Below are 24,613 nucleotides of genomic sequence, written 5' to 3' on the forward strand. Positions count from 1 at the left end.
ATGGCGCATCTGCTTCCCTTCGTCCCGGCTCCGGCGCTGCTCGGCTTCATCGTGTTGTCGCTGCTGCCGATCGGGCTGTCGCGTGCGGCGGTGATCGCGCTCGGCGTCGGCGCCGCAGTGCTGCCGGCGTTGCTGTTCGTGCCGGTGGCGCTGAGCTGCCTCGACGGCGGCTGCGTGGCAGGCGCGGTCGTGCCGATCCTGTCGATCGACACCGGCGTGTTCGTCGCGCAGATCGCGATGTCGATGGACCCGCTCAGCATGGTGACCGGCGGCACCGTGGTGCTGGTCGGCGCGCTGGTGCTGATTTACTCAGGCGCCTACATGGCGTCCGAGCCGGTGCCGGATTTGCGCCGCTTCTTCGCGGTGATGAACCTGTTTCTCGCCGGCATGCTGGCGGTGGTGTTCGCCGGGGATGTGATCCTGTTGTTCCTCGGCTGGGAAACCATCGGGCTGTGCAGCTTCATGCTGATCGCATTCTACGATCAGTTGCCCAAAGCCGTCGCGGCCGGCCGCAAGGCGCTGATCACCACGCGCATCGCCGACAGCCTGCTGCTCGCCGGCCTGATGCTGCTATTTCTGCCCGCCGGCACCACGCGGCTCGACGGCATGCTGGCTGTGGTCCCGACGATGGACTCGTGGCGGTTGGCGGCCGTTGCCGGCCTGATCGCGCTCGGAGCGCTCGGCAAATCGGCGCAGTTTCCGTTTCACACCTGGCTGCCGAGCGCGATGGCCGGCCCGACGCCGGTGTCGGCCCTGCTGCATTCCGCCACCATGGTGGCGGCCGGCGTGATCCTGCTGGCGCGACTCGCCCCGCTTTTCGCGGCTGCGCCAGAAATCTCCGCGATGGTGGCGATGCTCGGCATCGTCACCGCGGCGGGCGGCGCGCTGATCGCGGTGATCCAGACTGATGTGAAGAAGCTGCTGGCGTTCTCGACGATGAGCCAGATCGGCTTCATGGTGTTGGCGCTCGGGCTCGGCGCGCCGGCGGTGGCGCTGGCGCATTTCGCCATCCATGCGGCGTTCAAGTCGCTGCTGTTTCTCAGTGCTGGCGTGATGAGTCACGCCTCCGGCGGCTCGACCGCGATCGAAGCGCTGCGCGGGGCGCGCTATCGCCAGCCCTGGGCGTTCTGGACCTTCGCGATCGGCGCTGCTTCTCTCGCCGGCCTGCCGGTGATCACTGCCGGCTGGTACTCGAAAGAAGCGGTGCTCGCCGCGGTGTGGAGCAGCGGGCCGTGGGGCGTGCCGCTGTGGTTGCTCGCCGCGACCGCCGCGATGCTGACCGGCGCCTACGCGTTTCGTGTTGTGTTCGTCGCCGGCAGTCAGTCCGCCGATCTCGCCGCGCCGCCTTGGGGTGGAGCGGCGGTGATGATTCCGCTGGTCGTGCTCACCGCCGTCGCGGTGGTCGGCGGCCTGTCGGTCGGCGCGCTGATCGGCTTCACGGGTGGCACGCCGGATCATCTTCCGCTGCTGCCGACACTGCTCGGTGCCGCGGCGCCGATCCTCGGCGTGGGGCTGGCGCGGCAATTGGTGCGGCATCCGCGCGAACTCGAACGCGTCGCGCATCGGCTGCGCCACGTCCGCATCTTCCGCGTCGACGTGTTGTACTACTACTACATCGTCCGTCGCTTCCGCCGCGTCGCCAGCGTGCTCGGCAATGCTGAGGGCACCGAAGCCTTCGCGCGCGCCGCGGAGCTACGCCGCGAGGGCGTCGAGGTGCCCGGCCTGCCGGCGGACGATCTGTTGGCAAGAGACAGAGCGCCAGCGGTGCCGAGCGATTTTCTGACGCGGGCGACCGAAGGCCAAACGCCGGTGGTGCGGCTGGTGTCGGGCGATCCGGTCGGCCGATTCGTCGTCGCCGCGGCGCGGCTGTTCGTCAGCGGCTTCGTCGCGCGGTTTCGACCCGATGCGATCGACCGCGCCTGGATGGGCTTTGCGGGCAGCTTCGAGCTCGCCTGGGCGCAGGCGCGCCGGGTGCAGACCGGCCGCGTCCGCGATCATTCACTGTGGATAGCGCTCGGCTGCGCCGCGCTATTGTTATTTGCCTGGGGGACATCATGGCGCTGATTGCGCTCATCCTGCTGCCGGCCTTTGGTGGCCTCGTCGCATTCCTGGTCGCCGGCAAAAGCGAACGCGAACGCTGGGTGTCGATCGCGACCTTCGCGCTGATGCTGGTGCTGCTGGTCGCGATCGTCGCCGCTGCGCCGGAGGGGCGTTGGTATGCCAAGGTCAGCTATCCGTGGGTGCCGTCGTTCGGCATCGCGCTCGACTTTGCGTTGGACGGGCTGTCGGCGGCACTGATCGCCATCGCGGCCGGGCTCGGCATCATCTCGGTGATGGCATCGTGGTCGGAGATCCGGACGCAATCCGGCCTGTTTCACGCCAGCCTGTGCTGGACCGTGGCGGCGACCGTCGGCGTCTTCATCTCGTTCGACCTTCTGATCTTCGCGTTCTTCTGGGAGGCGATGCTGGTGCCGGCTTTCATGCTGATCGCCGTATGGGGCCATGGCGACAAGGAAGGCGCGGCGCTGAAATTCCTGATCTTCAACGCGGTCGCCGGCTTTGGCCTCTTGGCGGCGTCATTCGCGCTTGCGGCGATGGCCGATCACATGACCTTCAGCGCCTTCGAACTCGCCGAGATGAAGCTCTCCACCTCCGCGCAGGTGTGGATGCTGCTCGGCTTCTCGCTCGCCTTCATGGTCAAGCTGTCGGTGCCGCCGTTCCACGCCTGGCTGCCGGAGGCGCACACGCTGGCGCCGACCGCCGGCTCGATCCTGCTCGCCGGCATTCTGCTGAAGACCGGTGCTTATGGCCTATTCCGTTTCGCCCCGATGCTGTTTCCGGACGGCCTCGCCGCCGTCGCGCCCTACGGCATCGCGCTCGGCGCGGCCGGTGCGCTGTATGGTGGCCTCGTCGCCTGCGGCCAGAACGACGCCAAGCGGCTGGTCGCCTACACGTCGATCGCCCACATGGCGATCGTGCTGATGGGTATCTCGGCCGGCGTACACTACGCGATGGCCGGTGCCGCCGTGGAGATGATCGCGCATTCGTTCTCCGCTTCAGCGCTGTTTCTGCTGATCGGCGCGCTGTACGAGCGCACGCATACGCGCGACCTGCGCCAGCTCGGGGGCCTGCAGCAGGTCGCGCCGAAATTCGCCGCGGCGTTCGCGCTGTTCTGCTCGGCGCTGCTGGCGCTGCCCGGCACGGCGAATTTCGTCGGCGAGGCGCTGGTGGTGGTCGGCATCTTCCAGGTCAACTGGGTGTTCGCGCTGCTGGCGCTGTCGACGCTGATCGTCTCGGTGATCTACGCGACGCGGCTGCTGAAGGGACTGGTGTTCGGTCTGCCGAAGCCGGCCGGGCCGCTCGCCGATCTGAGCTGGCGCGAGTACGCGCCTGTGGTGGTGATGGGTCTCGCCACGTTGGTGATTGGCCTCTACCCGCAGAGCCTGCTGGCGCTGCTCGAGCCGGCCATCAAGGCCGCGCTGCCGCACACGCCGTGATCGCCGCACCATGACCGCAGCCCAGTTCGCCGCGCTTTTGCCGCTCATCGTGCTGGCCGTCGCCGCCATCGCGGCGATGATGCTGGTGCCATTGGCGCGCATCGAAGCCGCGCAGGCCGCCGCCGCCGCGGGACTTGCTGCGGCCGGGGCGCTGGTGCTGGTCCGCATCGGCGCGCCGGCGGCGCCCACGGGCGCGCTGTTCACCGACGATGCGATCGCGCGATTCGGCATCGTCTACATCTGCCTGGCTTCGCTCGGTGCACTGGTGTTTCTGCGCACCGGCCATCCGGCCAAGGAAGCGCCGTCGCTGCTGGTGCTGGTGGCGATCGGCGCGGTGACGCTTGCGGGCGCTGGCCATGCCGCGACGCTGTTTCTCGGCATCGAGATCGTCAGCCTGTCGCTGATCGCGCTGTTCGCCTATCGGCTGTCACGGCAGGGGCTGGAGGCCGCCTACAAGTTTCTGGTGATGAGCGGGCTGGCGTCATCGGCGCTGCTGCTCGGCGTCGCGCTGATCTACGCGGAGACCGGCGCGCTCGATTTCGCCGGCTGGACCGGCCACGGCGCGCTGGCGGCGCTCGGCACCGCGCTGCTGCTCGCCGGGCTCGGCTTCAAGTTTTCGCTGGTGCCGTTCCATATGTGGACGCCTGATGCGTTCGAGGCATCGCCGGCCAGCGCCGCGGTGCTGGCCGGCGTTGTGTCGAAAGCCGCGATGACCATCGTCATCCTGCGCTTGGTGCTCACCGCGCATCTGCCGGAGCCGGTGTGGAGCAGCGGGCTTGCGGCACTTGGCGCCGCATCCGTGATTGTCGGCAATCTGCTGGCGCTGCGGCAGAAGCAATTGCAGCGCATGCTCGGCTATTCGACTATCGCACACTCAGGCTATGTCGCGCTGATCCTGGCATCGGGGCAGCCGCTCGCCGGCGAGGCGGCGCTGTTCTATCTCGGCGCCTATGCGCCGGCGATGCTGGCTGCGTTGTGTGTCGCCGGGCTGCTCGGCCACGCGCCGACGCTGCCCGATCTGCACGGGCTGGTGAAGCGGCGGCCGCTGCAAGCGATCGCGCTGTCGCTGTCGATGCTATCACTCGCCGGTCTACCCGTCGCCGGCGGATTCATCGCGAAGCTGTATCTGCTGCGCGTACTGGTCGACGGCGGCTTGTGGACGCTGCTGGCTATCGTCGTCGCCGGCTCGTCGCTGGGCTTCTTCTACTACGCGCGATTCTTTACGGCGCCACTGGTCGGCAAGTGCCCTCAGGAAGCCGAGCCGCTACCTGCACTCGACCGTGGTCTACTGGTCATCTGTTGCGCGCTAATCCTGTTGTTCGGCGTTGCGCCGATGATGTTGATCGGATTACTGCCGGGGATCACCCCGTGACGGCTGCTGCTTCTTCGTCATGGCCGGGCTTGTCCCGGCCATCCACGCCTTCTCTCCCACGCCTTTTCTTGATTTCCGTCAGCAAGGCGTGGATGCCCGGCACAAGGCCGGGCATGACGTGTGGAGACGAAAAATGCCTTCAGCGAGTGTCGGATTGGTTCAATGGCATCATGAACGGCTTCAGCTCACCGAACTCGCGCCGGCATCCTTCATCGCGGCTTTGATCACGCTGGCATCGCCGCCGGAGACCGAGACTTCGATCACGTCGTTCAATTCCGGATCGCCGTGCTTCTCCTCGCCCGGGTGGCCGCTCTCGCGGTCCGCGCCGGCGGGTTTGGTGCCGGCGCTGTTGTCCTGGCCGCGGGCCTGCACGACGACCTGCTTGCGGTCGACACCGTGTTCCTGCACCAAACGCTCGACCGCAAGTTCGGCGGCCCGTCTGGTGGAAAATTCGCCCGTGATCTTCTGCATGTCGCCTCCGGTCAGTCATCGAACACTGTTCGGCGACAACCGGAGGCAGGCAGCGAGGTTCCTTAGGCGGCGCGGGCGAGGCGTCCTGCCGCAAGGCCGCGTTCAAGATCGACGATGATGTCGTCGATGTGCTCAAGGCCGATCGAGAGCCGCACATAGCCGTCCGAGACGCCGGTCGCGAGCTGGTCTTCGGTCGACAGCTGGGAGTGTGTGGTGGTCGCCGGGTGAATCGCCAGGCTGCGGGCGTCGCCGATATTGGCGACGTGGTAGAGCAGCTGCAGCGCGTCGATGAACTTGCGCCCGGCCTCGAGGCCACCGGCGAGTTCGAAGCCGACCAGGCCGCCGAACTTGCCTTTCAGATATTTGTCGGCTCGTTCACGGGCGATGCCGCTCTGTTTCGAGGGGTGGATCACCTTGGTGACTTCCGGGCGGGTCGAAAGATAGTCGGCGACCGCCTGGGCGTTCTGCACGTGTCGTTCAATCCGCAGCGGCAGCGTCTCCAGTCCTTGCAGGATCTGGAACGCGTTGAACGGCGACAGCGCGGCGCCGAGATCGCGCAACAGCGTCGTGCGAGCCTTGATGATGTAGGCGATTGGTCCGAGCGGCTTCACGGCCTCGACCCAAACCGCGCCGTGATAGCTGGCGTCGGGTGTGTTCAGGGCCGGCTGCCGCTGCGGAAACTTCTCCCAGTCGAAATTGCCGCCGTCGACGATCAGGCCGCCGATCGAGGTGCCGTGGCCGCCGAGATATTTGGTCGCCGAATACACGACGATGGCGGCGCCGTGTTCAAGCGGCTTCACCAGCAGCGGCGCCGCGGTGTTGTCGACGATCAGCGGGATGCCGAACTTGCGGCCGATTGCGGCGACTTCGGCGATCGGGAACACCGCAAGCTTGGGATTCGGCAGCGTCTCGGCGTAGTAGGCGCGGGTGCGATCGTCGGTGGCGCGCTCGAACGCGTCCGGATCGGACGGATCGACAAAGCGGACTTCGATGCCCTGGTCCTTCAGCGTGTTGGCGAACAGATTCCAGGTGCCGCCATAGAGGTCGGTCGAGCTGACGACGTTGTCGCCGGCGCGCGCGAGATTTTGCAGCGCGAACGCCGAGGCGGCCTGACCTGAAGCAACGGCGAGCGCAGCGACGCCGCCTTCCAGCGCCGCGACGCGCTTCTCCAGCACGTCGGTGGTCGGGTTACCGATGCGGGTGTAGATGTTGCCGAGCTCCTTCAGCGCAAACAGATTCGCAGCGTGCTCGGTGTTGTTGAACTGGTACGACGTGGTTTGAAAGATCGGCACGGCGACCGAGCCGGTCGACGGATCGGCGCGCCAGCCGGCATGCAGCGCGAGGGTCTCGGGGTGAAGCTTCTCGGTCATGGCAAAATCCCTGCGACGATGAGGGCGAACCGCCGCTGCGTGTCCGCGCAGAGGTTCACCGGGACGTCCATCAGGTCGGGCAGGGGCCGCCAAGTCAATCAAGTATGGGAAATAAAAATCTGCGAACTGGCGAAACGCACGTGGGCGACGCGTTCGTTCTCCCATGAAATGAGTTCGTGAGAGAAAAATCTTCTGAGCTTACTCCTCTTTCGCGCAGTCCACCCCGCGAACTCGGCCCGCTCTTCTGACCTCTCCTCAAACGAAAAGTGCCGACCCGCGAGGGCCGGCACTCTCGATCCGATCCGAACAAGGTGAGCGCGTTACGCGTCCAGATTGCGAAGTTGTTGGCGGTTGCGCAGTTCGATCTGGCGGGCGCCGGAAAAGCCGAGGATGCCCTGGCTCTGCAGCTGCGACAGCGCGCGCGACACGGTTTCGAGAGTGAGGCCGAGATAGTCGCCGATGTCGCGGCGGCACATCGGCAGAGCCATCATGCCGGCGACCGCGAGGCGGCGATCCATCTCCAGCAGGAAGTTGGCCACTCGCTCCATTGCGTTCTTGCGACCGAGCAACAGCATGTGGTCTTCGGCGTGGCGCAGCTCGCCGGCGGTCATCGACCACAGGCTGCGGGCGACGTGGACGTCGGTGGCGGCGGCCTGTTCGAGGCTGCGACGCTTCAGCAGGCGGACGGTGGTGTCGACGATCGCTTCGGCGGTGAGGCGGTGGGTCGGTCCCGACTCCAGCCCGAACACGTCACCCGGAAGATAGAAGGCGCCGATCTGGCGGCGGCCATCGGAGAGGAGCTTGTAGCTGCGGACGGCGCCGGACACGACCTGGTAGACGTACTCGGATGGCTCATCCTCGCCGTAGATTTCCTCTTCTTTCTTATAGGTGAATTCGGAGGCGATCAGTCCGGCGTGACCGGTGGTTGCAAAGAACTGATCAGCCGGTGAACGGGAAGGGTCCACCGGAGCCTTAGCGACGGTCGGGGCCCTAAGCGACTGGTTCAGCATTTTGCCATCTCCTGCGGGTATCTGGATCGGATGGCGTTGTTGTAGTGAAGAACTCAGGGGGCGAATATTTCGCCCCTTATCTTAGGGTGGGTTCCCTAAGTGGTTTTACGGAGCTGGGCCGCCGATCCGCGCCGGTCGTCCGGGGGGCAATCAATCGAATCAGTGGCTTAGGAGCTTAGGCTGTGGGGGTATAAGCCGGTGCTGCGGCATTCTGAAGGGCGTCGCGGATGTGGAACGCGAGGCTTTCTTCCAGATGCGGCTTCAACACGACATGGCGGACGCCTACGGCGGCAGCACGGCTGGAGATGGTTTCGTCCGGGTAGCCGGTGATCATCAGCACCGGGGTTTCGACCTTCAGGTCACGCAACCGCTGCGCGAGATCGACGCCGTTCATTCCCGGCATCTTGTAATCGATCACGATGCAGTCTGCGCGGCCGTCGCCCAGCGAGTCGAGCAGCGCCGGTCCGCTGCGAAAGGTACGAACCTCGAAACCGTCTGTTTCCAGCAGGAACCGCAGCGATCCGAGCACGCCCTGATCGTCGTCGACAACGTAAACAACAATTTTTGCGGGCGCGCAGCTCATCACTTGCTCCTACGCACCCAGCCCGGCTGTAGTAAACTTCATGCGCGGAAAGATAGCTGCGATCACCAGTGGCAGATTGATCTGCCTCAAACGCTTCAATCCTTGATGACGCCGCCGCGCATCGCCATCCGGACGAGTTCCGACAAGCTGGACGCCTGCATCTTGGTCATGACGTTGGCGCGATACACCTCGATGGTGCGCGGACTGATGTCGAATTCGCGGGCGATCACCTTGTTGGACATGCCGGCGATCAGTCCGTCCATCACCTGGCGTTCGCGCGGACTGAGCGACTGGATCCGTGCGACAATATCCTGCGACAGCGCCTCGGTGCGGGCTTCATCGACGGCCTGCTTCAACGCGGTCTCGATCAGGCCGATCAGTCGGTCGTCGTCGAACGGCTTCTCGATGAAGTCGATCGCACCGAGCTTCATCGCCTCGACCGCCAGTGGTACGTCGCCGTGGCCGGTCATGATCACCACCGGCAGCCGGCTGCGCCCGGCCTTCAGCCGCTTCAACAAATCGAGCCCGTCGATGCCCGGCATCCGGACGTCGGATAGCACGCAGCCGAACGCGATTTCGCTCAGCGAGTCCAGAAACGCGGCGGCGGATTCGAACAAGCGGACGTCGTAGTCGGCGGCGGCGAGAAGAAAGTCGATCGACTCCCGCATCGCCTGGTCGTCGTCGATCACATAGACAATGCCTTTACGCGCCATCGTTCAGGTCCTCGCCCGGTGCGATCGGCAGCGTAAAACGAAAAGTTGCGCCGCCCGCGCTGTTGGTCTCCGCCCACATCCGCCCGCCATGGGCTTCGATGATCGAGCGACTGATCGACAGTCCAACGCCCATTCCGGTGTCCTTGGTGGTGAAAAAGGTTTGAAACAACTTCGCCTTGATGTCGTCCGGGATGCCGGCACCGGTGTCCGAGACGGTGACCTCGATCATGTCGTCGGCGACCCGCGTGTTCGAGATCGACAGCTCCTTGCGCGGCGCATTCGACATCGCCTCCAGCGCGTTGCGGAACAGATTGACCATTACCTGCTGGATCTGCACGCGATCGACCAGTACCGAATCGTTCGAGGGGTCCATCCGGAATCGCAACACCACGCCCTGCTCGCGGGCACCGGTGAGGCCCAGGGCGCCGGCTTCCTCCACCAGTTTGGCGAGGCTCTCGACGCGCTTTTCGGATTCGCCGCGGGCGACGAAGTCGCGCAGCCGGCGGATGATCTGGCCGGCACGCAACGCCTGCTCGGCGGCGCGCTCCATCGCATTTTCGATCTTCGACGTATTGGGATCGCGGCTGCCGGCGAGCAGGCGGCGCGAGCCCTTCATGTAGTTGCTGATCGCTGACAGCGGCTGGTTGAGCTCGTGCGCCAGCGCCGACGCCATCTCGCCCATCGCAGTCAGCCGCGAGACGTGCACCAGCTCGGCCTGCAATTCATGCAGCCGCGCCTGGGTCTGCTGATACTCGGTGAGGTCACGAATGAAGCCGGTGAAGTAGCGCTCGCCGCCGGATTCCATTTCGCCGATCGACAAGTGGATCGGGAACGTCGAACCGTTCTTGCGCTGGCCGGTAACGATGCGCCCGATGCCGATGATGTGTCGCTCGCCGGTGGAGTTGTAGCGGCTGATGTAGTTGTCGTGGCGGGTGGCGTCCGGTCGCGGCATCAGGATGCTGATGTTCTGGCCGATCGCTTCCTTTTCCGTCAGTCCGAACATCCGCTCGGCGGCGCTCGAGAAGAAACGCATGATGCCGCGGCCATCGATCAGGATCATCGCGTCCGGCACGGTGTCGAGAATCGAGCGAAGCTGGCTCTGCTGCAGCCGTAATTCCTGTTCGAGCACCTTCTGTTGATCGACGTCAAGCACGATGCCGCACAGATAGCCGGCACCGCCGTCTTCCTTGACCAGGCCGCCACGCGAGCGCAGCCAGTGGCTCGGCTGGCGGTCCGCGACCCGATACATCAAGTCGAGGTTGTCACCATGATCGATCGCGCGCTGGATTGCCTGCGCGACGCGCTCACGGTCCTCCAGATCGATCAGCGACAGAAACGTATCGAAATTCACCGGCGCATCCGGGGCAACCCCGAACAGGCGCCGAGCCGTCACCGACCACGATAATTCCCGGGTGGCGAGATTGAGCTCCCAGCTCCCCACACCGTATTGATCGATGCCCTGCTGCAGCCGGCGGTCGCGCGCAAGGGCCTCCGATGATTGAGCTTGATCGGTCACGCAGTACCTTCGGAACTTATAGGATTGGTCTTATCATACAGGTGTTCTGATCCGCAACGGACGCTATGGCGCAGCAAAAAACCGATGGGCAAACGCCTTTGGTTTGCCGCATCGGTTGAGGGTGTCAAGTCCCGGAGCGCGGAGACGCGTGGCTCTCAAGCCGTCTTCTTGGCGGAACGGTCGTCCTCGGGCGAATTGAGATAGAAGCCCGACATTGTATCAACCCAGCACAAATGATCGTGCACCTCTTTGACCCCGCAGACATTCTCGGCGACGACGATCACCGCCTGCCGCGAACTCTCCTCGGTGATCACGCCGTTGAGATGGACCACGCCGTCGCGCACTACGACGCTGAGCCCAAACGGGCGCCAGTCGTTGCGTTCGATTTCCGCGATGATCCTGTCCCGGATCTTGTCGTCAGCGGTCGATGGGTCCGGAATTTCGCGGGCGAGCTGGGCGACCGCGCGCAGCAGGTTCTTGCGGGTGACGATGCCGACCAGCCTGTCGCCTCGCATCACGGGCAATCGTTTGACGTGATGCTTTTCCATTGTGCGCACGATTGTCTCGACCGGCGTATCTTCGGTGATCGTGTGCGGGTGGTGGGTCATGACTTCGCCGACCTTGCGGCCGTGCTCGTGGACGAAATCATCAGCGCAGGTGCTCGGACCGAGCAGCATCCGCAGCCAGCGGCCGCGCTTGTGCTGGGTGCCGAGTTCGGCGCGGCGGATGAAGTCGCCTTCCGAGATGATCCCGACCAGCCGGTCGTATCCGTCCAGGACCGGCAGGCCGCTGACGTGGTGGTCGAGCATCGCATTCGCCGCCTCGACGATCGAGGCTTCCGGACTGATCGTCACCACCGGTGACGTCATGATCTGACTTGCACGCATGTCGCAATCCCCTCCGGCACATCGGTGCCGCCTTCGAAGAATGCCGCCCGCGATGCGGACGGCGGTGTTCAGTGCGAGATCAGGGCCGGCAGCGTCAGCGACTTGAAGATGCCGCGGGTAACACCGCCGAGAATGAATTCGCGCAGTCGTGAATGGCCATAGCCGCCCATCACCAGCAGGTCGGCGCCGCTGTCTGCGGCCATCGACAGGATCGTGTTGTGAACGTTGCCGGGCGGGGCCGTGAAGTGGTGCGCGGCGGCAGCGAGGTCGTGGCGCAGCAGATGCGCCACCAGCGCGGCGGTGGTGGCCTGGCCGATGTCCTGGGCGTCTTCGTTCACTGCCAGGATGTCGATAGTTTTGGCGCGGCGCAGGAACGGCATGGCGTCCTGCACGGCGCGTGCGGCGGGCCGGCTACCGTCCCAGCAGATCGGCACGCGGTCCAGACACAGCGGTCCCTTGTGGATGTAAGGCACCATCAGCATCGGCTTGCCGGAGTTGAACAAGATGCTCTCCGGCAGCGGATCCTGGTGGCCCGGCTTGGCGCGATCCGGCTGCGGCACGATGCTGAGATCGTATAGCCGAGAGATTTCCGACAGCGATTCGTTCGCCAGCACCGGCGTATCGCAGACGCTGCGAGCGCCGTGAGTGATGCCCGCGCCGCGTGCCGTGATCTCGAACTGGTCGAGCCGGGCCGCGGCTTCGTCATTGTCGGTGTTGTACTGGTTGACGGCCGCATAGTACGCGGTCGAAGCCCCGACCACGATGGCCGGATTGATCGGCTGATAGGTGCAGACGAAGCCGTCCAGATGCGCCTCGAACGTCTGGGCGACCGAGACCGCGCAGTCGACGAGCCCGTCTGCCGGCCGGTCGGCTGGAATGTGCACGACGACATCGTTCAGCATGGAAAAGCCCCGATCACGTATGGTGCGTTGTCGCGAACTTTATCCGGCTTGGGCGGTGATACCTTGATCTAGCTCATCGTGTCGCACCGTCGTGTCGGACAAACATCGCTCAACTGCAGCAACAAGGGTGTCCGGTCTGGCGTCACATCAGGGCGCCGGAACAGGGGAGGTGGCGATGCCGTATTCGACCGTGATGGTCGCTCTGTCGTGCGATCAGCCGAATGCGGGTCCCTTGGGAATCGCGCGGGAACTGGCCGAGCGGTTCGAGGCTCGGCTGATCGGAGTCGCCGCGTCCGATCTCACCCCACCGCTTTACTATACGTCGGGTGACGTCGCCGAGCGGTTGCTGGAGCAGGGCAGGGCGGCGGTCCGACGCCGGCTTGCGGAGCTTGAAACCGAGTTTCGAGACGCGATGCGTGGTCACGCCCGCGAATTGCATTGGCGGTGCTCGATCGCTCAGCCGGCGAGATACATCGTGCAGCAGGCCCGCGCGGCCGACGTCGTGGTGATGGGTAGCGGCGGTGCCGGGCAGCTCACGGATCCTTTCACGGAAGCCGATCCAGCCGACCTGGTGATGCGCGTCGGCCGTCCGTTGCTGGTCGTACCGGCAGGCATTTCGCGGGTCGATCTGTCGAGCGTGATGGTGGCATGGAAAGACAATCCCGAAGCCCGCCGCGTGGTGGTCGACGCGCTGCCGCTGCTGCGTCAGGCGAGTTGCGTAACCGTCGTCGAGATCGTCGAGGAAGACGGCGATCGGAGCGAGGCGTTGGCGGGGGTGCATGACGTCGCCGACTGGTTGTCGCGACATCACATCCATGCCGTCGCCGAAGTCCCGGCCGAAGTCGGCGACGTGTCCGCGCAGCTCGAGCGGGTGGCCCACCACGCAGGAGCAGGTGTCATCATTGCTGGCGCATATGGTCATTCACGATTTAGGGAATGGATTCTCGGCGGCGTCACTCAGCACCTGCTGGAGCAGACGGAGCGTTGTGCCTTCCTGGCGCGATGAAGTCGTCGGGCGGCGGCAACAAGATGGCCTCTTAGAATACCGGATTGAGAGCGGCGGACGCGACCGGCACATGCCATGGAAGGTCGTACATACCTTTGGTCCACCTGCTTTAACCGTCGAGCAAGGCCGTCTGCACGTCACTGGCGCATGACAATGCGATGACGCTGCCATCATCCTATTTGTCGACGGCGGAGCGCCGCCAGCGCCAGTACGACTTTCACGTCGAATCGACGTGCAATCAGATGAGGCGAAGATGCTGCAAAAACAGGTCCAAGGAAGCTCCATCGAGCCTCCTTCGTCGCAGCCGGTCACGACATCCCGTGCGCGTGACAGTGATCGCGCCTTGCACGCGACCCTGGCACCGCTGACGGGTGGGCTGTCGCCGACCGCCTTGTTGCTTTCCTACGCCGACTGGTGGTCGCATCTGTTCTGGTCGCCGGCACGCCGGCTCGAGCTCGCGCATGACGCGCTGGGACGCGCATCGCGGTTGACGGAAGCAGCGCTGTTTCCTGCGGCACCGTGGTCACTGATCGCCCCACAGCCGCAGGATCGCCGCTTCAGCGCGCCTGAATGGCGGCAGGCTCCCTTCAACCTGATGGCGCAGAGTTTTTTGCTGGCCGAGGAGTGGTGGCACGGCGCCACCACCGGCAACCGCGGCGTGTCGCGGCAGAACGAAAAGATTGTCGAATTCGCCACGCGTCAAATGCTCGACGTGTTCGCCCCGTCGAACTTCGCCGCCACCAATCCGGAGGTCATCCAACAGACGCTGGCCACTGCAGGCCGCAATGTTTCGGCCGGACTACATAATTGGTGGGAAGATCTGCTGCACACCGTCTCCAACGAGGTCGAGCCGAACGCGGACTTTCAGGTCGGGCGCGACGTCGCGGTGACGCCCGGCAAGGTGGTGTACAGCAATGATCTGATCGAGTTGATCCAGTACGCGCCGGCGACCAGCGAAGTCCGCCCGGAGCCGATCCTGATCGTGCCGGCCTGGATCATGAAATACTATATCCTCGATCTGTCGCCCCACAATTCGCTGGTCAAGTACCTGACCGAGCAGGGCTTCACCGTTTTCATGGTGTCGTGGCGAAATCCGACCGCGAAGGAGCGCGATGTCTCTCTGGACGACTATCGGCGACTTGGAGTCATGGCTGCGCTCGATACGGTCGGGGCGATCGTGCCGGGCCAGCGGGTTCATGCGGCCGGCTATTGCCTTGGCGGCACGTTGCTGTCGATCGCCGCGGCCGCGATGTCGCGCGACGGCGACGACCGCCTGAAGTCGATCACGCTGTTCGCGGCGCAGACGGACTTCACCGAAGCCGGCGAGCTTACGCTGTTCATCAATGAGAGCCAGGTGGCGTTCCTGGAAGACGTGATGTGGAAGCGGGGCGTGCTTGACACCACGCAGATGGCCGGTGCGTTTCAGATTCTGCGGTCGAACGACCTTGTGTGGTCGCGGATGGTCCGGGAATATCTGATGGGCGAGCGTTCCACGTCCAACGATTTGATGGCGTGGAACGCAGACGCGACCCGGATGCCTTACCGGATGCATTCCGAGTATTTGCGCAAGCTGTTCCTTAACAACGACCTTGCCGAAGGCCGCTATATCGTCGAAGGCAAGGCGATTGCCCTGTCCGACATTCACACCCCGATCTTCGTGGTCGGCACCGTGCGTGACCATGTCGCGCCGTGGCGCTCGACCTACAAGATCCATTTGCTGGCAGACGCTGAAATCACCTTTTGCCTCACCGGTGGCGGCCATAATGCCGGTATCGTTTCGCCTCCGTCACCGACAGCACGGGGTTATCAGGTGATGGTGAAGGAGGCCGATGGTCCGTATGTCGGGCCCGATGTCTGGCTCGCGGAGGCACCGCACGCCGAGGGCTCGTGGTGGACCGAGTGGGTGCATTGGCTCGCGGCACGGTCCGGTGATGCGGCGCTCCCGCCGCGCATGGGACTGCCCGACGCCAACCCTGCAGCGCTACCGGATGCGCCAGGGGACTACGTGCTTCAGCGCTGATCGCGGAGCTTCAACGCCGAAACGGCGCGGTTGAACGTCTGTTCGGGCGATCCCGAGGCGTCGATCGTGATCCACTCGATCGTGCCCGTATCGTACGCCTGCTGCTGGCGGACAATCTCCGGCGTGGCGTCGGAGGCGTCGTCGACGCGGGTCGCGACCCGGGCAATCCGGGTTTGCAGATCTGCGACCAGATAAAGTCCGGCGATGTCGACGCTCGTCACGCGAGCCGCGGCAGCGATTGCGGCGCGCTCGTCGGCCTTTGCAAACACCGCGTCGACGATCGCCGAATGCCCCTGTGCCAACACGCGGGCGGCGCGCTCGCCGAGGCGACGATAGACTTCGGCGGTCGCTTCCGGAGCATAGGCCTTGACGGGCAGCCGCTCGGTTTCGGCGGCATTGAACAGCTGCTTGCGGATCACGTCGGAGCGTAGGACCACGGCGCCTGGTAGGGGCGGCACGCGCCCCGCGAGCGCCCGCGCAAGCATCGATTTGCCGGTCCCGGACAAGCCGCCGACTGCGATCAGGCGCGCCGGCGGCGGCGCGATGAGCCGCCCGGCAAGTGCAAAATAGGACTCCGCGGTGCATCGATGGCGCCGCGCCGCTTCGCTGTCATTGCTGACCCGCGACAGTGTCACCTTGGCACGGACAGCGGCGCGTAGCGACATCAGCAAAGGAAGCGTGCCGAGAGCATCGAGATGGGCATCCTCGCCGGTGACGAGATAGCGGTTCAGCAATTCCGCCGCAGCCTCGCTGCGGCCATGATGGAGCAGGTCCATCATCGGAAAAGTGAGATCGTACAGCACATCGACAGAGGCGAACGCCGGATCGAATTCGATCGCGTCGAACAGCACGGGGCGGTCATCGATCAGCACGATGTTGGCGAGGTGCAGATCGCCGTGACACCAGCGCACGAAGCCCTGCGCGCCGCGTTGCTCGAGCAAGGGACGGGCGTGTTCGAAGGCGGATCTGGTGGCGCCGTCGAGCGCAGCAACCGCGTCGGCCGGGAAGTTCGCGGCTTTGAAGGCTGACGTGTTGTCGTCGATGATCGGCAACAGCGATGCGATCCAGGTCGCGGTGTCGGCTTTCGGGGCGGCGGCATGAGACGCAGTGATGGCGTCCGCAATCGCGTCGACCAGATCGGAGGCGAGCGGCCGCTCGCTCGCCAGGTGGTCGACGGTGCGGCTTTCGTCGAAGCGTTGCATTTCGACCGCCCACTCGAGCGGTTTCCCTGCGCCGCCGATCTCGAGCTTTCCCTCGGCAGAGCGCGTGATCGGCACGACACGGTGATAGATTTGCGGCGCGAAGCGGCGATTGACTTCGAGTTCCTGATCGCAGGCCGCCTTGCGACGCGCCAGGGTCGAATAGTCGAGAAAGGGAAACCGGACGGCCCGCTTGATCTTCAATGCGCGGTCACCCACCAGAAATACGGCGGCGCCGTGCGTATCGATCCGCTTGACCGGGGCGCCGCCATGGCTCGCAGAGGCCGCGATGAAACGAAAGACCTCTTCCTGGCGAGCGCGCTCGGAAACGAAGATTGGATCATTCATGGCGGAACCAGACAACAGCGGACCGTCGAATGACGGATCAGGATCGCATCGCATTTTGCGCGCTTTTTAACCTGGGTCACAAGTCGTCCGGGAAAACCGCAGCCGATTGACCTTGATCAATTTAATTCCGCAAAGCTGCGGTCAATTTGCCCGAAAGGGCGAGTAGCAGGTGTGTGTGTATATTTGTTCGCCCGACGTGACGCGCAGGCGATTGGAATCTGCTCTTGTATAAATTTCTCGAGGCAACCGTTGCCGACCACATGACCCGCTCGGTGAAATCCGTGTCGCGGGACATGACGATGCGCGAGCTTGAAGACCAATTCGAACGCGACGACTACAATGCCTATCCGGTGGTCGAAAATGCTCGCGCGATCGGCTTGGTGACCAAATACGACTTCCTGCGATGCTTCGCGTTCCATCCGACGCAGATGCTGCCGCATTACGACGATCTGATGAACCGCACCATCGGTGACATCATGACGCCCGACTTCATCTATGTTCGTGCCGACACCAAACTGACTCGCGTGCTGCAATTGATGGTCGAGCACCAAACGCGCAGCATTCCGGTGTTGGAAGACGACCGGAAGCTCGACGGCATCATCTCTCGCGAGGACGTCATCAAGGCGCTGGCCAGTTTCACCAAGGCGGCGCGATAGTCGCAGCGCCAGCATCCTCGCAGCGCCAGCATCGTCGCGGCGCTCAGTCGCGGCGAGGAGAATTGGAAACCCACGCGTATCTGTACTACATAGTTTGCGGGCGTCGGGATTCCAACCGCAGATGCAGGCCTCCGGCGCCCGGTGCCGAGGTCAGATGTCGACTTACCGATTGAGCAGTCTGTTGGCGCCTGCTGCAGTGGCGGTGGTCGGCGCCAGCCCGCGTCCGGCATCGCTCGGTCGCGCCGTCCTCGAAAATCTACGCAGCGCCGGCTTCAAGGGCGAGATCGGCGTGGTCAATCCACGCTATGCAGAAATCGGCGGGTTCACGACCGTCCGCACGCTTGCGGATCTGCCGTTCGTGCCGGACTTGATTGTCATCACCGCGCCGTCGCGCTTCGTGGCCAGAATCGTCGCCGACGCCGGCGAACGAGGGGTGGCCGGCGCGATCATCATCAGCGCCGAAATGGGCCGGGGCAAAGGCTCCTACGCGGAGGCGGCGAACGCGGCCGCGCGCAAATCGGGCATTCGGCTGATCGGCCCGAATTGTCTCGGTCTGATGGTGCCATCCTCAAACCTCAACGCCAGCTTTGCGGCCCATATGCCGCGCCGGGGGCACCTGGCGCTGATCTCGCAATCGGGAGCCATCGCGGCCGGCATGGTGGACTGGGCGGCCGTCAAGGACATCGGCTTCTCGGGCATCGTATCGATCGGCGATCAGCTCGACGTCGACATCGCCGACATGCTCGACTACTACGCGGCCGATCTCGAGACCCGTGCGATCCTGCTCTACATCGAGGCGATCACCGACGCCCGCAAGTTCATGTCAGCGGCCCGCGCCGCGGCGCGCGTCAAGCCGGTGGTCGTGGTGAAGTCGGGACGCCTGGCTCACGGCGCCCAGGCCGCGGAGACCCACACCGGCGCGTTTGCCGGGGCGGATGCGGTGTATGACGCCGCGTTCCGCCGCGCCGGCATGCTGCGGGTGTTCGATCTGCGCGAATTGTTCGATTGCGCCGAGACGCTCGGCCGCGTCAGCGCCCCACGCGGCAAGCGCGTCGCGATCCTCACCAATGGAGGTGGCATCGGCGTGCTGGCCGTCGATCGGCTCGCCGAACTCGGCGGCATCCCGGCGACGCTGTCGAAGGAGGTTTGCGACAAGCTCAACGCCACGATGCCGCCGAGCTGGTCGGGCTCCAACCCCGTCGATATCACCGGCGACGCCGACGCCGAGCGCTACGCGACGGCGTTGTCGATACTGCTTGCCGACCCGGACAATGACGCAGTGCTGGTGATGAACGTCCAGACCGCGATGGCGTCACCCAGCGAGATCGCCAAGGCGGTGATCCGGCTGGCTGGAGAAGAGCGCGCGCGCCGAACCTTCTTCAAGCCGGTGTTCGCCGTTTGGGTCGGTGCCGAAGAATCTATCGCCCACGCGTTCGACGCCGCTGGAATTCCGAACTACCCCACCGAGGACGACGCCGTCCGCAGCATCATGAATTTGGTGCGCTACCGTGAGGCGGCGCAGCTTCTCACCGAAGTGCCGCCGAGCCTGCCAAAGGAGTTCGATCCGGACACCGAGGCGGCCCGACTGGTGATCGAGAAGGCGCTTCGGGAAGGACGGTCGTGGCTCGATCCGATCGAGGTCGGCGCGCTGCTCGCGGCCTATCAGATCCCGATGGTGCCGACACTCGCGGCGCCGAATGCCGACGCCGCGGTGGCGTGGGCCGAGCCGTTTCTGGCTCAGGGCGTCACCGTGGTGGTCAAGGTGATGTCGCGCGACATCACGCACAAATCCGACGTCGGCGGTGTCGTTCTGAACCTCACCAGCGCAGAGGCGGTGCGTTCGGCGGTTGTCGAGATACTTGGCCGGGCAGCGAAACTGCGCCCGACCGCGCGGATCGACGGCGTCATTGTGCAGCCGATGATCATCCGCCCGAAGGCGCGGGAGCTCACCGTCGGCATCGCGGACGATCCCACCTTCGGACCGGTGATCGCCTTCGGTCACGGCGGCACTGGCGTCGAGATCATCGACGACCGCTCGCTGGCCCTGCCGCCGCTCGACCTGCCGCTCGCCAATTCGCTGATCGCCCGCACCCGCGTCTCGAAGCTGCTGCAAGCCTATCGTGACGTGCCAGCCGTCAAGGAAGGGGTGGTGGCGCTGACGCTGGTCAAGCTGTCGCAGATGGCGGCGGACTTTCCCGAAATCCACGAGCTCGACATCAATCCTCTGCTGGCCGATGAGAGCGGCGTGGTGGTGATCGATGCACGGGTCATGGTTCGCCCGGCGCAGCGCAAATTCGCCGGTCTTGGCAACACCACCTTTGCGGTGAAGCCGTATCCGTCGCAATGGGAGCGTCATCTGCAGTTAAAGGACGGCTGGCGCGTGCTGGCGCGACCGCTACGGCCCGACGACGAGCCGGCGATTCACGCCTTTCTCAAGCACGTCACGCCGGAGGATCTGCGGCTGCGGTTCTTCGCGGCAATGAAGGAGTTCAGCCACGCCTTCATCGCCCGCCTCACCCAGATCGACTATGCCCGTGCCATGGCGTTTATCGCGATCGACGAGGCCACCGGCGAGACGCTCGGCGTGGTGCGCATTCACTCGGACTCGATCTACGAGAGCGGCGAATACGCAATTCTGCTGCGCTCCGATCTCAAGGGCAAGGGTCTGGGATGGGCGCTGATGAAGCTGATCATCGAGTATGCGCGTGCCGAAGGGCTGAAATACGTCTGCGGCCAGGTGCTGCGCGAGAACATGGCGATGCTGCGGATGTGCCGCCACCTCGGCTTCGACGTCAAGGCGGATCCCTCCGAGCCGGACATCCTGAACGTGACGCTGGCGCTGACCGACGAAACGGCTCGCGCCGCGGCGCAGGCCTGACCGGGCAAACGTCTGGCGTGGAAGCCGACGGGAAGCTGCTACAGCCGGCTGACCGACACGACGCGGAACGTATGCATGTCGCCTTCTTCGCGGATCGACACGTATTCGCCCTGCACGAAACGCTCGTCGCCAAAATGATACCCGGTCTCATCCGGTATCGCCGCATCGGCGTCGTACTGAAACGCCCACGAACCGCCGGGGCGATGGACCAGATGACCAAGGCTGTCGGCCTGCTGCGGCCGTTGCCGCGCGACGCGGCAGGCCTCGCGATGGCTGCGCCAGGTCTCCGCGTCGATGTGGTCGTTCTCGTCCAGCGGCGCGACAATCACATAGGCGATCTGCGACGCGCCTTCCGGGTGCCCGGGCTCGCGCGCAAGTTCGAGCCGAATCTGGCGGAAGCGAGCGGGCAGCGATGTGTTGAGAATAGCGGACGGAGAGCCCTTGGTCATCGGATCGATCCTGTCGTCCTCGTTGCGCAAAGCTTACGCAGCGGTCCGATGCCATAATTGATTTGCATCAATCGCTGGTCGCGACGCAAGCTGTCGTCTCGAGAGACCGCGCGGCTGCGGTCGATTCGTATCGGAGCAGGACATGACGGCGTTGGAGATCGGGGCAGAATGGCCGTGAGTCCTGCGCCCGTATTGAACACCGCGACTGATGGCGACGTGCTCGAATTGCATCCGGGCGGTGCGTGGATTGCAACTCATTCGGCCGCGCTGGAGCGGCTGTTCGCCGGGATCGCCTCACAGGTTGCCGCCGCAAGGTCGCTCAAGATCGACTTGAGCGACGTTGCCGAGATCGACACGGTCGGAGCGTGGCTGCTCGAGAAGGTCTCGCGCGAGGCCGCGCAGGCGGGGCGTACCGCTTTGTTCGTCGGCGTCGGCGATCGCTATGCGGGGTTGATCGAGGAAGTACGTCAGGTCAACCGCCGCGAACCGACGCCGCGGCCCGCGGTCAATCCGATCATCGCGCGGCTCGATCAGCTCGGCCGTTCCGCCTACAGCGCCACCCAGGACCTCTCGGTGTTCCTCGACATGCTGGGCGCGCTGGCAATGGCGCTGCTCGGGGTGCTGCGGCGGCCGCGGTCGCTACGCCTGACGTCACTGACCTACCAGGTCTACCGGGTCGGCTGGCAGGCGATCCCGATCGTGGTGCTGATCACCTTCCTGATCGGCGCCATCATCGCCCAACAGGGCATCTTCCACTTCCGCAAGTTCGGCGCCGAATCGTATGTCGTCGACATGGTCGGCATTCTGGTGCTGCGCGAGATCGGCGTGCTGATCGTCGCCATCATGGTGGCGGGCCGTTCCGGCAGCGCCTACACGGCCGAGCTCGGCTCGATGAAAATGCGCGAGGAGATCGACGCGCTGTCCACCATGGGGCTCGACCCGGTGGAGGTGCTGATCCTGCCGCGGATCATCGCGCTGGTGATCGCGCTGCCGATCCTGACCTTCATCGGTTCGATGGCGGCGCTGTATGGCGGCCTGCTGACGGCGTGGTTCTACGGCGGCATGCTGCCGGCCGTGTATATCGCCCGGCTGCACGAGGCGGTGTCGCTCAACAGCTTCGAAGTCGGGATGTGGAAGGCGCCGTTCATGGCGCTGGTGATCGGCATCGTCGCCTGCAGCGAGGGCCTGCGGGTTCAGGGCAGCGCCGAGTCGCTCGGCTTGCAGACCACCACCTCGGTGGTGAAGTCGATCTTTCTGGTGATCGTGCTCGACGGTCTGTTCGCCGTGTTCTTCGCATCGATCGGGATGTGACGATGGACGCGCTCGCCGAACTTTACGCCATCCGCGTCTCCGACCTCGTGGTCGGCTTCGGCCGTCAGATTGTGCTCGATCATCTATCGCTCGACGTGCGCCGCGGTGAGATTCTGGGTCTCGTTGGTGCCTCCGGCGGTGGCAAGTCGGTGCTGATGCGCACCATCATCGGGCTGATCCCCAGGCAAAGCGGCCATATCGAAGTGATGGGGCGAACGACCGATCGCGGATTTGGACAGGCTGGCGCGTCCGTGGCGGCGACCTGGGGCATTCTGTTTCAGCAGGGCGCGCTGTTCTCGTCGCTGACGGCACGGCAGAATGTGCAGTTTCCCCTGCGTGAGATCCTCACCATGTCGGAAAAGCTGCAGGATGAGATCGCCACCGCCAAGCTCGAGATGGTGGGCCTCGGCCCCGACGACTGGGACAAATACCCGGCGCAGCTGTCCGGCGGCATGACCAAGCGTGTCGCGCTGGCCCGCGCGCTGGCGCTCGATCCCGGCATCGTGTTTCTCGATGAGCCGACCTCCGGCCTCGATCCGATCGCGGCCGGCGACTTCGACCAACTGATCAAGACGCTGCAGACCACGCTGGGGCTCACCGTATTCATGGTGACGCACGATCTCGCCAGTCTCAACGTGGTCTGCGACCGCGTCGCGGCGCTGGCCGACGGCAAGATCGTCGCGATCGGCCCGATGCACGATTTGCTGCAATCCGAGCATCCATGGGTGCGCGCCTATTGCCATGGCAAGCGCTCGGCGATGCTGCAGCCTAAGCAGGACTAGGACGCCCATGGAAACCCGAGCTCCCTTTGTCGTCGTCGGTGCGTTCGTGCTCGCAGCCATCCTGGCGGTGTTCGGCTTTGTGTTCTGGCTGCACAACACCAGCGGCATCGGGGCGCGCACCAGCTATCACATCCAGTTCCGCGATCCGGTCCCCGGGCTGCTGGTCGGCGCCGCGGTGCTGTTCAACGGCATTCGCGTCGGCGAGGTCACGGCGCTGAGTCTGGCGACCGACGATCCGCGCCGCGTGAATGCGACTATCGCCGTCGCCACGGATACGCCGGTGCGGCCGGACACCAAGGTCGGGCTCGACTTCCAGGGGCTGACCGGCGTGCCGGTGGTGGCGCTGGAAGGCGGCAAGGATCTCACCGGCTCCGCCATCGCCACCACGCTGGTCGCCGAGCCGGGGGCTGGCCTCAGCATGACCCAGGCCGCGCGCGAGGCGCTACGCAAGGTCGACACCGTGCTCGGCGAAAATGCTCAGCCACTCAAGGACACCATCGGCAATCTGAAGACCTTCTCGGAATGGCTCTCCAGCAAAACCGGGGCACTTGATGGCATTCTCGGAGGCGTCGAACGGATGACCGGCGCCAACGAGCCGGTGGTCAAGAAGGTCGTGTACGACCTGCAGCCTGCGTCCGGGTTCTCAGCCCCGACCGGCGCACCCCGGGGTCAACTCACCATTCCGGAGCCGACCACGGTGGTGCTGTTCGACAGCCAGAAGATGCTGGTCGCGCCCAACCTGGATCTGCCGGCCTTCGCTGGTGCGCAGTGGAGCGACAGCATCCCCAAAATGGTGCAGGAGAAGCTGATCCAGAGCTTCGAGAACTACGACATCGCTCATCCGCCGCTGCGGCCCAACGATGCGGTGACCCCGGACTACCAGCTGCTGATCGATATTCGAAACTTTCAGGTGACGGGAGAAGCGGATCCTGTGGCCGACGTGAGCTTCGGCGCAAAGATCATCGACAAGGCCGGCAAGATAGTCGCGGCGCGGTTGTTTCAGCATGCCGTGAAGCTCGAGAAGCCCGAGCCGGCGGCGGCCGTCAAGGCGTTCGATGCATCGTTCGACACGGTCGCCAAGGAGCTAATTCCATGGACCGTGAATACCTTGGCGGGAAGTTCGGGCGACGCGAAGCCGCTCAGTCCAGTGTCTTCAGGTACGACAAAAGGTCGTTGATCTGGTCCGGATCGAGTTCGAACTCCGGCATTTTCGAATGGCCGGTGTAGATGCCTTCCGCGAAGGCCTCCGCCAGGGTCTCGACCGGATAGCGGGTGTGCAGAGTACGAAATGGCGGCGCCGGCTTCAGCCGACTGGTATCGCTGCGGCCGATCGCATGGCACTTGGCGCAGTGGGCCTTCGCAAATGCGAAGCCACGATGCTCCGCACGAGTCATCGCCGACGCCGAACTCACCGTCAGGAGCGTTGCGGACATCCAAGCGGCAATGATTCGCATCAGACGCTCGATCACAGGAGGCGACCTCTTCGAGGACCTTTCGCTGTGCAGCGCAGCGCGGCCTTGATCTGTGTCAAGCAGTCTTGACGATTTGGCGACATATTCGCTTTCCGGCATCGTGCGCGATGAATCGACGGCAGTGCGCGGCCCTTGAGTTTGACCCGACGTGTAGACCTGACGACGTATGGA

General features: G+C 64.7%; 21 protein-coding genes. 10 read left to right on the forward strand and 11 right to left on the reverse strand.

Features of this window, described 5'->3' with window-relative positions; translation table 11 throughout:
* The 3 genes from D4Q52_RS03260 to D4Q52_RS03270 are packed head-to-tail and all read left to right on the forward strand — an operon-like array spanning position 1 to position 4,869.
* Positions 1–2,064 (forward strand): NADH-quinone oxidoreductase subunit L, encoded by a 2,064-nt coding sequence (locus tag D4Q52_RS03260; protein WP_119855094.1) that lies wholly within the window; start codon positions 1–3, stop codon positions 2,062–2,064.
* Positions 2,055–3,497 (forward strand): complex I subunit 4 family protein, encoded by a 1,443-nt coding sequence (locus D4Q52_RS03265; protein WP_119855095.1) that lies wholly within the window; start codon positions 2,055–2,057, stop codon positions 3,495–3,497. The genes D4Q52_RS03260 and D4Q52_RS03265 overlap by 10 nt, the downstream gene beginning before the upstream one ends.
* Positions 3,498–3,507: 10 nt before the next feature.
* On the forward strand, positions 3,508–4,869 hold the full coding sequence (locus D4Q52_RS03270; protein ID WP_119855096.1) for an NADH-quinone oxidoreductase subunit N: 1,362 nt from the start codon (positions 3,508–3,510) through the stop codon (positions 4,867–4,869).
* 180 nt (positions 4,870–5,049) lie between these two features.
* Here the strand turns inward: D4Q52_RS03270 and D4Q52_RS03275 are convergent, their stop codons facing one another.
* From D4Q52_RS03275 to D4Q52_RS03310, 8 genes are all read right to left on the reverse strand, one after another.
* On the reverse strand, positions 5,050–5,340 hold the full coding sequence (locus D4Q52_RS03275; protein WP_119855097.1) for a hypothetical protein: 291 nt from the start codon (positions 5,338–5,340) through the stop codon (positions 5,050–5,052).
* A gap of 62 nt (positions 5,341–5,402) precedes the next feature.
* Positions 5,403–6,710 (reverse strand): O-acetylhomoserine aminocarboxypropyltransferase/cysteine synthase family protein, encoded by a 1,308-nt coding sequence (locus D4Q52_RS03280; RefSeq protein WP_119855098.1) that lies wholly within the window; start codon positions 6,708–6,710, stop codon positions 5,403–5,405.
* A 320-nt stretch (positions 6,711–7,030) separates the two neighbouring features.
* A complete protein-coding gene (locus tag D4Q52_RS03285) occupies positions 7,031–7,720 on the reverse strand; it encodes a helix-turn-helix domain-containing protein (protein ID WP_054164172.1) in 690 nt (229 codons plus the stop codon).
* Positions 7,721–7,895: 175 nt separating this feature from the next.
* Entirely contained in the window at positions 7,896–8,303 is a 408-nt protein-coding gene (locus tag D4Q52_RS03290; RefSeq protein ID WP_119855099.1) for a response regulator, read from the reverse strand.
* Between the two features lie 95 nt (positions 8,304–8,398).
* On the reverse strand, positions 8,399–9,016 hold the full coding sequence (gene fixJ / locus D4Q52_RS03295) for a response regulator FixJ (protein ID WP_119855100.1): 618 nt from the start codon (positions 9,014–9,016) through the stop codon (positions 8,399–8,401).
* Positions 9,006–10,532, reverse strand: a complete 1,527-nt coding sequence (gene fixL, locus D4Q52_RS03300; RefSeq protein ID WP_119855101.1) for a sensor protein FixL — start codon at positions 10,530–10,532, stop codon at positions 9,006–9,008. The genes fixJ and fixL overlap by 11 nt, the downstream gene beginning before the upstream one ends.
* A gap of 155 nt (positions 10,533–10,687) precedes the next feature.
* Entirely contained in the window at positions 10,688–11,419 is a 732-nt protein-coding gene (locus D4Q52_RS03305; protein ID WP_119855102.1) for a CBS domain-containing protein, read from the reverse strand.
* 68 nt (positions 11,420–11,487) lie between these two features.
* Positions 11,488–12,321: a universal stress protein gene (locus D4Q52_RS03310; protein WP_119855103.1), complete on the reverse strand. Its 834-nt coding sequence runs from the start codon at positions 12,319–12,321 to the stop codon at positions 11,488–11,490.
* Between the two features lie 175 nt (positions 12,322–12,496).
* Between D4Q52_RS03310 and D4Q52_RS03315 the strand changes: the two genes are divergently transcribed.
* Together D4Q52_RS03315 and D4Q52_RS03320 are read left to right on the forward strand one after the other, a co-directional pair.
* Positions 12,497–13,327, forward strand: coding sequence for a universal stress protein (locus D4Q52_RS03315; protein WP_119855104.1), 831 nt, complete (start codon positions 12,497–12,499; stop codon positions 13,325–13,327).
* Positions 13,328–13,580: 253 nt separating this feature from the next.
* A complete protein-coding gene (locus D4Q52_RS03320) occupies positions 13,581–15,347 on the forward strand; it encodes a PHA/PHB synthase family protein (RefSeq protein ID WP_119855105.1) in 1,767 nt (588 codons plus the stop codon).
* Here the strand turns inward: D4Q52_RS03320 and D4Q52_RS03325 are convergent.
* Positions 15,338–16,894, reverse strand: a complete 1,557-nt coding sequence (locus D4Q52_RS03325) for an AAA family ATPase (protein ID WP_119855106.1) — start codon at positions 16,892–16,894, stop codon at positions 15,338–15,340. The genes D4Q52_RS03320 and D4Q52_RS03325 overlap by 10 nt on opposite strands.
* 224 nt (positions 16,895–17,118) lie before the next feature.
* Here D4Q52_RS03325 and D4Q52_RS03330 point away from each other — a divergent pair, with 224 nt between their 5' ends.
* Complete coding sequence (locus tag D4Q52_RS03330; RefSeq protein WP_182915220.1) at positions 17,119–17,550, forward strand: CBS domain-containing protein; 432 nt, start codon at positions 17,119–17,121, stop codon at positions 17,548–17,550.
* Between the two features lie 154 nt (positions 17,551–17,704).
* Positions 17,705–20,428: a bifunctional acetate--CoA ligase family protein/GNAT family N-acetyltransferase gene (locus D4Q52_RS03335; protein ID WP_119855107.1), complete on the forward strand. Its 2,724-nt coding sequence runs from the start codon at positions 17,705–17,707 to the stop codon at positions 20,426–20,428.
* Positions 20,429–20,466: 38 nt separating this feature from the next.
* On the opposite strand, the gene D4Q52_RS03340 is transcribed toward D4Q52_RS03335, so the two are convergent.
* The gene (locus D4Q52_RS03340; protein WP_119855158.1) at positions 20,467–20,877 is read right to left on the reverse strand and encodes a hypothetical protein; all 411 of its coding nucleotides are present in this window, start codon (positions 20,875–20,877) and stop codon (positions 20,467–20,469) included.
* 168 nt (positions 20,878–21,045) lie between these two features.
* On the opposite strand from D4Q52_RS03340, the gene D4Q52_RS03345 reads away from it, so the two are divergent.
* Genes D4Q52_RS03345 through D4Q52_RS03355 form a run of 3 tightly spaced genes read left to right on the forward strand, consistent with a single transcriptional unit; the run spans position 21,046 to position 24,147 of the window.
* Positions 21,046–22,188 carry an ABC transporter permease gene (locus tag D4Q52_RS03345; RefSeq protein WP_119855108.1) on the forward strand — a complete coding sequence of 381 codons (1,143 nt, stop codon included), beginning with the start codon at positions 21,046–21,048 and terminating at the stop codon, positions 22,186–22,188.
* A gap of 2 nt (positions 22,189–22,190) precedes the next feature.
* Positions 22,191–22,970: an ABC transporter ATP-binding protein gene (locus D4Q52_RS03350; RefSeq protein WP_119855109.1), complete on the forward strand. Its 780-nt coding sequence runs from the start codon at positions 22,191–22,193 to the stop codon at positions 22,968–22,970.
* Between the two features lie 7 nt (positions 22,971–22,977).
* On the forward strand, positions 22,978–24,147 hold the full coding sequence (locus D4Q52_RS03355; protein ID WP_119855110.1) for an ABC-type transport auxiliary lipoprotein family protein: 1,170 nt from the start codon (positions 22,978–22,980) through the stop codon (positions 24,145–24,147).
* Here D4Q52_RS03355 and D4Q52_RS03360 read toward each other — a convergent pair.
* Positions 24,110–24,424 carry a c-type cytochrome gene (locus D4Q52_RS03360; RefSeq protein WP_119855111.1) on the reverse strand — a complete coding sequence of 105 codons (315 nt, stop codon included), beginning with the start codon at positions 24,422–24,424 and terminating at the stop codon, positions 24,110–24,112. The two genes, D4Q52_RS03355 and D4Q52_RS03360, sit on opposite strands and share 38 nt — an antisense overlap.
* Positions 24,425–24,613 lie beyond the last annotated feature (189 nt).

Origin of the sequence: Rhodopseudomonas palustris (assembly GCF_003591005.1) — a bacterium.
Taxonomy (GTDB): domain Bacteria; phylum Pseudomonadota; class Alphaproteobacteria; order Rhizobiales; family Xanthobacteraceae; genus Rhodopseudomonas; species Rhodopseudomonas palustris_K.

Coding starts and splice junctions, on each gene's coding strand:
- D4Q52_RS03260 (WP_119855094.1), top strand. CDS start 1: ATGGCGCATCTGCTTCCCTTCGTCCCGGCTCCGGCGCTGCTCGGCTTC.
- D4Q52_RS03265 (WP_119855095.1), top strand. CDS start 2,055: ATGGCGCTGATTGCGCTCATCCTGCTGCCGGCCTTTGGTGGCCTCGTC.
- D4Q52_RS03270 (WP_119855096.1), top strand. CDS start 3,508: ATGACCGCAGCCCAGTTCGCCGCGCTTTTGCCGCTCATCGTGCTGGCC.
- D4Q52_RS03275 (WP_119855097.1), bottom strand. CDS start 5,340: ATGCAGAAGATCACGGGCGAATTTTCCACCAGACGGGCCGCCGAACTT.
- D4Q52_RS03280 (WP_119855098.1), bottom strand. CDS start 6,710: ATGACCGAGAAGCTTCACCCCGAGACCCTCGCGCTGCATGCCGGCTGG.
- D4Q52_RS03285 (WP_054164172.1), bottom strand. CDS start 7,720: ATGCTGAACCAGTCGCTTAGGGCCCCGACCGTCGCTAAGGCTCCGGTG.
- D4Q52_RS03290 (WP_119855099.1), bottom strand. CDS start 8,303: ATGAGCTGCGCGCCCGCAAAAATTGTTGTTTACGTTGTCGACGACGAT.
- fixJ (WP_119855100.1), bottom strand. CDS start 9,016: ATGGCGCGTAAAGGCATTGTCTATGTGATCGACGACGACCAGGCGATG.
- D4Q52_RS03305 (WP_119855102.1), bottom strand. CDS start 11,419: ATGCGTGCAAGTCAGATCATGACGTCACCGGTGGTGACGATCAGTCCG.
- D4Q52_RS03310 (WP_119855103.1), bottom strand. CDS start 12,321: ATGCTGAACGATGTCGTCGTGCACATTCCAGCCGACCGGCCGGCAGAC.
- D4Q52_RS03315 (WP_119855104.1), top strand. CDS start 12,497: ATGCCGTATTCGACCGTGATGGTCGCTCTGTCGTGCGATCAGCCGAAT.
- D4Q52_RS03320 (WP_119855105.1), top strand. CDS start 13,581: ATGCTGCAAAAACAGGTCCAAGGAAGCTCCATCGAGCCTCCTTCGTCG.
- D4Q52_RS03325 (WP_119855106.1), bottom strand. CDS start 16,894: ATGAATGATCCAATCTTCGTTTCCGAGCGCGCTCGCCAGGAAGAGGTC.
- D4Q52_RS03335 (WP_119855107.1), top strand. CDS start 17,705: ATGTCGACTTACCGATTGAGCAGTCTGTTGGCGCCTGCTGCAGTGGCG.
- D4Q52_RS03340 (WP_119855158.1), bottom strand. CDS start 20,877: ATGACCAAGGGCTCTCCGTCCGCTATTCTCAACACATCGCTGCCCGCT.
- D4Q52_RS03345 (WP_119855108.1), top strand. CDS start 21,046: ATGGCCGTGAGTCCTGCGCCCGTATTGAACACCGCGACTGATGGCGAC.
- D4Q52_RS03350 (WP_119855109.1), top strand. CDS start 22,191: ATGGACGCGCTCGCCGAACTTTACGCCATCCGCGTCTCCGACCTCGTG.
- D4Q52_RS03355 (WP_119855110.1), top strand. CDS start 22,978: ATGGAAACCCGAGCTCCCTTTGTCGTCGTCGGTGCGTTCGTGCTCGCA.
- D4Q52_RS03360 (WP_119855111.1), bottom strand. CDS start 24,424: ATGCGAATCATTGCCGCTTGGATGTCCGCAACGCTCCTGACGGTGAGT.